General features: G+C 68.8%; 9 protein-coding genes. 8 read left to right on the top strand and 1 reads right to left on the bottom strand.

Annotated features, from left to right (window positions below):
- From VHL31_RS24700 to VHL31_RS24675, 6 genes are all read left to right on the top strand, one after another.
- Window positions 1–594 (top strand): ATP-binding protein (locus VHL31_RS24700; protein ID WP_329663912.1); only part of this gene is annotated, 594 nt, incomplete at its 5' end.
- Between the two features lie 35 nt (window positions 595–629).
- On the top strand, window positions 630–1,244 hold the full coding sequence (locus VHL31_RS24695; protein ID WP_329663911.1) for a Maf family protein: 615 nt from the start codon (window positions 630–632) through the stop codon (window positions 1,242–1,244).
- 13 nt (window positions 1,245–1,257) lie between these two features.
- A complete protein-coding gene (gene coaE, locus VHL31_RS24690; RefSeq protein ID WP_329663910.1) occupies window positions 1,258–1,908 on the top strand; it encodes a dephospho-CoA kinase in 651 nt (216 codons plus the stop codon).
- Window position 1,909: 1 nt separating this feature from the next.
- Window positions 1,910–2,587, top strand: a complete 678-nt coding sequence (gene dnaQ, locus VHL31_RS24685; RefSeq protein ID WP_329663909.1) for a DNA polymerase III subunit epsilon — start codon at window positions 1,910–1,912, stop codon at window positions 2,585–2,587.
- Between the two features lie 120 nt (window positions 2,588–2,707).
- Window positions 2,708–3,922: an NADP-dependent isocitrate dehydrogenase gene (locus VHL31_RS24680; protein WP_329663908.1), complete on the top strand. Its 1,215-nt coding sequence runs from the start codon at window positions 2,708–2,710 to the stop codon at window positions 3,920–3,922.
- A 119-nt stretch (window positions 3,923–4,041) separates the two neighbouring features.
- Complete coding sequence (locus VHL31_RS24675; protein ID WP_329663907.1) at window positions 4,042–5,067, top strand: VanZ family protein; 1,026 nt, start codon at window positions 4,042–4,044, stop codon at window positions 5,065–5,067.
- Here the strand turns inward: VHL31_RS24675 and VHL31_RS24670 are convergent.
- A complete protein-coding gene (locus tag VHL31_RS24670) occupies window positions 5,045–6,148 on the bottom strand; it encodes a glycosyltransferase family 4 protein (protein WP_329663913.1) in 1,104 nt (367 codons plus the stop codon). The genes VHL31_RS24675 and VHL31_RS24670 overlap by 23 nt on opposite strands.
- Window positions 6,149–6,403: 255 nt before the next feature.
- Between VHL31_RS24670 and VHL31_RS24665 the strand changes: the two genes are divergently transcribed.
- Window positions 6,404–7,444: a sugar ABC transporter substrate-binding protein gene (locus tag VHL31_RS24665; RefSeq protein WP_329663906.1), complete on the top strand. Its 1,041-nt coding sequence runs from the start codon at window positions 6,404–6,406 to the stop codon at window positions 7,442–7,444.
- Between the two features lie 70 nt (window positions 7,445–7,514).
- On the top strand, window positions 7,515–7,670 hold a 156-nt coding region (locus VHL31_RS24660; RefSeq protein WP_349262542.1), incomplete at its 3' end, for an ATP-binding cassette domain-containing protein.

Here is a 7,670-nt window from a genome sequence, read left to right as displayed (position 1 = left end):
GTCAGCCACGACCTGCGCACGCCGCTCACCCGCATGAAGCTGGAACTGGCGATGATGCCCAAGGACCAGCCGGGCGTGGCCGACCTGATGGGCGATGTCGAGGAAATGCAGCGGCTGGTGGACGCCTATCTCGGCTTCGTTCGCGGCGAGGGCCGTGAGCCGCCGGAGCCGGTCGATCTGCAGGCCCTGCTGAGCGACATGGCCGATCGGGCGCGCAGGGACGGGGTCGAGGTGGATCTGGTGCAGGGACCGCCGGTGAAGCTGACCCTCAGGCCACTGGCCATTCGCTCCTGCCTGTCCAACCTGGTCGACAATGCCGCCCGCCATGGCAGGCGGGTGCGGCTCGGGCTCGAGGTCGGCGACAAGGCGGTGACGGTGCAGGTGGACGACGATGGTCCGGGCATCCCCGACGACGAGCGGGACAAGGTCTTCCAGCCCTTCACCCGCCTCGACCCGGCAAGGCGACGGTCGACAGGCGGGGTGGGGCTGGGCCTCACCATCGCCCGGGATGTCGCCCTCGGCCATGGCGGGGACATCGAGCTTGGCCGGTCGCCGCTGGGCGGCCTGCGGGCCAGCCTGCGCCTTCCCTATTAACGAGCATCCCTGCCAGAACCGGATAGTCGCACCCGATGATGATCGATTCCTCGCCGCCGCTGGTGTTGGCTTCCAGAAGTTCAGCCCGCATCCGGATGCTGGAGGCGGCCGGGCTGCGCTTTGACACCGACAGCGCCTCGGTCGACGAGTTCGAGGTCAAGGAAGCGCTGCGGGCCGAGGGCGTGACGGCGGAGGACACGGCCGTGGCGCTGGCCGAGATCAAGGCCGAGCGGGTGGCGGTGCGCTACGGGGGCGACGTGCTGGTGCTGGGCGCGGACCAGATGCTGGAGGTGGAGGGGGCCTGGCTGGACAAGCCCGAAACCGTCGAGGGCCTCCGCCGGCAGCTCCTCCTCCTGCGGGGCAGGAAGCACCGGCTGTGGAGCGCTGCGGTCCTGTTCCGCTCGGGCAGCCGGATCTGGCACCATGTGGCCCATGCCGACCTCTGGATGCGGCCGTTCTCCGACAGGTTCCTGGACGAGTACGTGGCGGCCGTTGGGGCCGAGGTCTGCCAGTCGGTCGGGGGCTATCACCTGGAAGGCGAGGGCGCGCAGCTCTTCTCGAGGATCAGCGGCGACTTCTTCACGATCCTGGGGCTGCCCCTGCTGCCCCTGCTGCAGGCGCTGCGCGACCAGGGAGTGCTGAAGCCATGAAGCTGGACCCGCCATGCTGCTGATCGGCCTGACCGGCTCGATCGCGACCGGCAAGAGCCATGTGGCTGCCCTGTTCCGCGCCATGGGCGTGCCGGTCTTCGATGCCGACCAGGCGGTGCATGCGCTGTTCCGGCCGGGCGGGGCGGCGGTCGCCGCCGTCGCGGCCGCCTTTGACGGCGTGCAGGCGGCGGATGGCTCCATCGACCGGGCAGCCCTCGGGCGCGCCGTGTTCGGGGACACGACGAAGCTCCGGCGACTGGAGGCGATCGTCCATCCCCCGGTGCGAGCGAGCGAGCGGGCATTCCTCGAGGCAGCCGCGCGGCTGCGCTTTCCCGTGGTCGTGCTCGACATTCCGCTCCTGTTCGAGACGGCCGGCGAGCGGCGGGTCGACAAGGTGGTGGCCGTCGGCTGCTCCGATGCGCTTCAGGAGCAACGTGCCCTGCGGCGCCCGGGAATGACGCCGGAGCGCCTGTCCCGCATCCGCGCGCAGCAGGTGCCGACCGCGGTCAAGCGGCGGCGCGCAGACCTGTTCATCCCTTCCGGCTTCGACCGGGGCGCGGTGCAGCGCCGGCTGGTCGCCTTCCTGGACGAGCTTGCCTTGGCCAAGCCGCTGGTATGGCCACATAGCTATGGCAATGCCGCCCGGCTGAGCGAAAGAACCTGACATGCGTGAGATCGTCCTCGACACCGAAACGACCGGCCTCAATCCGCGCGAGGGGCACCGGATCCTTGAGATCGCCTGCCTGGAGCTCGTCCACCAGGTGCCGACGGGCAAGACCTTCTATACGCTGATCGATCCGGAACGGGACGTCCCGGAGGAGGCGGCGCGCATCCACGGCATCACCGCGAACAAGCTGGTCGGGCAGCCGCGGTTCAAGCAGATCGCCGACGACTTCCTGGCATTCATCGGCGACGACCCGCTGGTCATCCACAACGCCTCGTTCGACATGCGGTTCATCAATCACGAGCTGGCCCGGGCCCGCCGGCCGGAGATCCGGTTCGAGCGAGCGGTCGACACGCTGATGATGGCCCAGCGCAAGTTCCCCGGTGCCCCGGCGAGCCTGGACGCCTTGTGCCGGCGCTTCTCGGTCGACAACTCGGCCCGGCTGTTCCACGGGGCGCTCCTGGACTGCGAGTTGCTGGCCGAGGTCTACGTCAATCTCCTGGGCGGCCGGCAGGCCAACCTGGGTTTTTCCATGGAGGTCTCGCGTGGCGGCGGGCTGGCCATGCGTTCGGACCGGCCGGTCCGCGAACCGCGTCCGCACGCGCCGACGGCACAGGAACTGGCGGCGCACGCACGTTTCGTCGCAGGGATCAAGGACGCGCTCTGGAACGCCGCCTGAACGGCCGGTCTGGACGCAGCCATGGGCGGTGAGCGTTGAAACCTGACCCTAAGCCTAGCTAGAAGGCGCGCACATGAACGCGCGGGCGACGTATCGGACCGGCGGCAAGAGGAGCCATCCATGGCGAAGATCAAGGTCAAGAATCCGATCGTCGAGCTCGACGGCGACGAGATGACCCGGATCATCTGGCAGATGATCAAGGACAAGCTGATCCTGCCCTATCTGGACGTGGACCTGCTCTACTACGACCTGGGCGTGGAGCACCGCGACGCCACCAACGACCAGGTGACGGTGGATGCCGCCGAGGCGATCAAGAAGCACAATGTCGGCGTGAAGTGCGCCACGATCACGCCGGACGAGCAGCGCGTCGAGGAGTTCAAGCTCAAGAAGATGTGGAAGTCCCCGAACGGGACGATCCGCAACATCCTGGGCGGGACCATCTTCCGCGAGCCGATCATCTGCAAGAACGTGCCGCGCCTGGTCCCGGGCTGGACCCAGCCCATCGTGATCGGCCGCCATGCCTTCGGTGACCAGTACCGCGCCACCGACTTCAGGATCCCGGGCAAGGGCAAGCTCACCATCACCTTCCAGCCCGAAGGCGGCGGGGCGCCCATCCAGCACGAGGTCTACGACTTCCCGGCCTCGGGCGTGGCCATGGCCATGTACAACCTGGACGAATCGGTCCGCGAGTTTGCCCGGGCGTCGATGAACTATGCGCTGCAGCGCAAGTGGCCGCTCTATCTCTCGACGAAGAACACGATCCTCAAGGCCTATGACGGGCGCTTCAAGGACCTGTTCCAGGAAGTGTTCGACGCCGAGTTCGCCGACAAGTTCAAGGCGGCCGGCACCACCTACGAGCACCGGCTGATCGACGACATGGTCGCCTGCGCGATGAAGTGGTCTGGCGGCTATGTCTGGGCCTGCAAGAACTATGACGGCGACGTGCAGTCCGACACGGTGGCTCAAGGGTTCGGCTCGCTGGGCCTGATGACCTCGGTGCTGATGACGCCCGACGGCGGCACGATCGAGGCGGAAGCCGCGCACGGCACGGTCACCCGCCACTACCGCGAGCACCAGAAGGGCAAGCAGACCTCGACCAACCCGATCGCGTCCATCTTCGCCTGGACCCGCGGGCTCACCTATCGCGGCAAGATCGACGGCACGCCGGAGGTCGAGCAGTTCGCCGCGACCCTGGAGAAGGTCTGCATCGACACGGTCGAAGGCGGGCAGATGACCAAGGACCTGGCCGTGCTGATCGGCCCGGACCAGCCCTGGCAGACCACCACGGGCTTCCTGGACGCACTCGACAAGCAGCTCGCCAAGGCCCTCTCCTGAACGACCCGGCCGGGTCCAAGGCGGCGCCTGCCCGGCGCCGCTTCTGGAGCCGGCTTCCGGCTGCCCTGCGGGCCCAGCTGCGGGCGCACCACCCGCGGCGCCTGCTCGAGCGGTTCCTGGTGCACGAAGAGATCAGCGCGGTGCTCACGCCCAGCGTGCGCATCGCTGCGCTGGTCGTCGTGCTGGTCAGCTACTTCGTCGCCGTGTTCTGGCCGCTGCACTGGCAGCTGCCGCGCCAGGTCCGCAACCAGGTCGAGGTCGCGGCGGACGGGCACGCGATCTTCGCCGAGCCTGGCCTGCTGCGCAGCTATGGCGGCCCCGACTGGCTGAGAGAGGTCGTCGCCGGAGCGCCGCTGGCCGTGCACCTGGAAGCGACCCCGGCAGATCCGCACCCCCGCTTCCTCGGCCGCCTGTTCGCCCTGACACATGGCTCCCAGGGCCGGCTCCTGACGATCGACCGCAACCGCGACGACCTGCTGATCCATCTGCGGGCCAGGGGGACCAGCCTGGACGGCGGGCCGCCCATCCGGGTGCAGGATGTATTCGACACCGGCGTGCCGGTCGCTATCGAACTGGAGCTGGTCGGGCCGCGCCTGACCGTCGCGGTAGATGGCGAGACCGTCATCGAGCGTGACTACCCGCGCGATCCGCGCAGGCGCTGGGTCTCCAGCTACGACGTCGCGCTGGGCAGCGATCTGAACGTGCGGCGCTACTTCCTGGGCGAGATCACGCGGGCGGAGGTCGTGGTCGACGGGAGGACGATCGACCTGCTGCAGCCGGGCGAGCTGACGAGGCCTTCGCGGATCTTCTTCCTTTCCCGCGAGCCGCGGCTGAACCTGTTCCAGGACCTGCGCACGGTCGACGCCTATCAGAACGTGGCAGGCTTCGTGCCGCTTGGCATGGTGGCCGCGATCTGGCCGGGCGCCACGATCTTCTCCGTCCTGGCCACGGGCCTCGGCGTCAGCGGCATGATCGAGTTCACGCAGCTGACCGTCCCGGGCAGGGTGCCATCGGTCGACGACATCGTGACCAATGTCTCCGGCGCCGGGCTCGGCTGGCTGGCGATCTTCCTCCTGCGCCAGTTGCTGGACGCGTTGGGCCAGCGCCGCACGCTGCGGCCCGTCAGGCACGACCGTCGCAGATAGCGAGGAATCGCTCGGCCACCGCAGCCCAGTCATGGGCGCGGGCGACTGCCCGGCCGCGATGGCCCATCGTGCGGGCGAGGGCCGGGTTGGTCAGGATCAGCAGGGCCAGGTCGGCCGGTTCCTCGGGGTCGTTGCCGCCCGCCAGCAGGCCATTCTCCCCCTCCTTGACGATCTCCGGCGTGCTGCCCCCGTCCGTCGCGACGATGGGAAGTCCGGCGGCGGCGGCATGCAGCAGGGCCGTACTGCCGGTACAGCCATCCTCGTCGCCGGGGCTTGGCAGGACGAACAGGTCGGCGTCGGCATAGAAGGCCGGCATGAGCTCGCCCGGGAGATGGCCCAGGAAGCGGACGACTCCGCCCAGCCGGAGCTCCGCCGCCAGCCCTTCCAGGGCGGCACGGTCCGGCCCGTCGCCGATGATGCGGCAGCGCAGCGCTGGCAGCTTCTCGCGCAGGCGGGGCAGCGACCGCAGCACGCGGTCCATCCCGCTGCCCGGGAGCAGGTCGGCCACGGACAAGACGACCGGCGGCCGGCTCGCATCGGACGGCGCCACCGGCGTGAAGGCCATGGCGTCCACGCCATAAGGGAGGATGGCGATCCGGCCCGCTGCCAGCCCATGCCGGCGAGCCAGCAGGTTCCTCGCGAACCTGGAACGGGTGATGAGCCGGTCGGCATGGGCGATCGCGGGGTGAAGGGCAGCGTAGCCTGCTGTCGCCGACAGGTGGACGATGACCCGCAGGCCGAACGCCTGCGTGAGCGGCCGGGCCAGCCAGCCATCCGCCATTCCGTCGGCGACCACCACGGTCGAGATGGTGCCGCTGCCCAGGCACCGAAGGACTGGCCAGGACAGCCGTGACGGATGACACGGGGGCTGAATCTGGCTGTTGGGCGGCGTCGCAAGGATGCGTCCCGCGGCGTGGTCGACGAGCGGCGACAGCGCGGCGGCCATGCCGCCGGCCGGGCCTGGATCCCCTGGCAGCAGGAGAATGTCGGGAGCGGCATCGGCGGCCGGGCGCACAGCTGCTGCCGGCATCGGATCCGCAGCAAGAGCCCCGGGCTCGCTCGACCGGAACAGCGGGGACATGGTCGCCACGGCTGGACGATGCTCCTTCACGCTCGGCAGTCCCGCATCACGGGAAGTGCCAGTGCCGTCCAGTGGATGCCGGCCGCCTCGTTGCGCTGCAAGACGTGTCGCCATGCAGGCACCCTCAGGTGCAGGCATTTAAGTATGACTTTTGCGTGTGACGGGTCGCAGGACGGCTTGCCAAGAAATGCAGGCTCGACCAAGACTTGCGTGGGAGCGGTCCGGTGAGACCGCCATCAGGGAAGGTTGCAACCAATGACCCGGAAGATCGGCGTCACGCCGGATACACGTCGCTCGTTCATTACCAAGGTCGCCGGCTCGAGTGCCGCCGCCGCGGCCCTGCTCGGCGGCATGGGCACCGATCCGTTCGTGGCGGCGGCGATGGCCCAGGAGATGGGCCGCTCCGAGAAACCCTTGAAGGCGGCGTTCTCCAATGCCGGCCTGCAGGCGACCTGGTGCGCCCAGGGCAAGCAGGCTGCCGAGTTCTGGGGCAAGCTGTTCAACGTCGAGGTCACCTGGTTCGACGGCGAGCTGTCGGCGCCCAAGCAGCGGGCCGCCATCGACAACATGGCGTCGCAGAAGTGGGACTTCGTGGCGATCCAGGCGTTCGGCATCGGCACGCTGACCGACCCGGTCAAGCGCATGATCGACGGTGGCACGCCCGTCATCGACATGGACACGCTGATCGCGCCGCTCGACCAGATCAACGTCCACAGCTTCCTGGCCCCCGACAACGAGTTCATGGGTGCTGCCGTCACCCAGGCGCTGGTCGATGCGATGGGCGGCAAGGGCACCATCGTGATGACCCAGGGCGCCCTCGGCCATACCGGTGCGCAGGGCCGTGCGCGCGGCTTCAAGTCGGTCGTCGAGAAGTTCCCGGACATCCAGGTCCTGGACGAGCAGCCGGCCGACTGGGACGTGACCAAGGCCACCCGCATCTGGGACAGCCTGCTCACCAAGCACCCCGACATCACCGCGGCGTTCTTCCACAATGACGACATGGCGCTGGCGGCCCAGAACGTCATGAAGGCGCGTGGCCGCGACAAGATCCTGGTGGGCGGCGTCGACGCCATGCCGCCGGCGATCGAGGCGGTCATCGACGGCCGCATGCACGCGACGGTCCGCAATCCCTCCTGCCGCATCCATGGCGGTGCGATCGTGGCCGGCGTGGCGGCGGTCGTCGCCGGCGAGAAGACCGGCGAGGGCATTCCCAAGCACATCATCACGGACGGGCCGGTGGTCACCAAGAACAATGCCGAAGGCATGCTCTGGATGCAGAACCACTTCCTGATCTGACCTCGTCGCACATGGCCGGTGGCTGACACCGGCCATGTGCTTGTCCAGCGAACAGGAGTCGGGCGGCTCGATGAGCGTTGCAGGTGGAACACCGATCCTGGAGATGCACGGGATCGGCAAGCAGTTCGGGGGCGTCACCGCGCTCACGGGCATCGACTTCGACCTGCGGCGCGGGGAAGTACACGGTCTGGTTGGGGAGAACGGCGCCGGCAAGTCGACGCTGATG

Origin of the sequence: Geminicoccus sp. (assembly GCF_036263595.1) — a bacterium.
GTDB lineage: Bacteria > Pseudomonadota > Alphaproteobacteria > Geminicoccales > Geminicoccaceae > Geminicoccus.
Note: the sequence above shows the minus strand (reverse complement) of the source record. Positions and strands in the feature narration are given on the sequence as shown.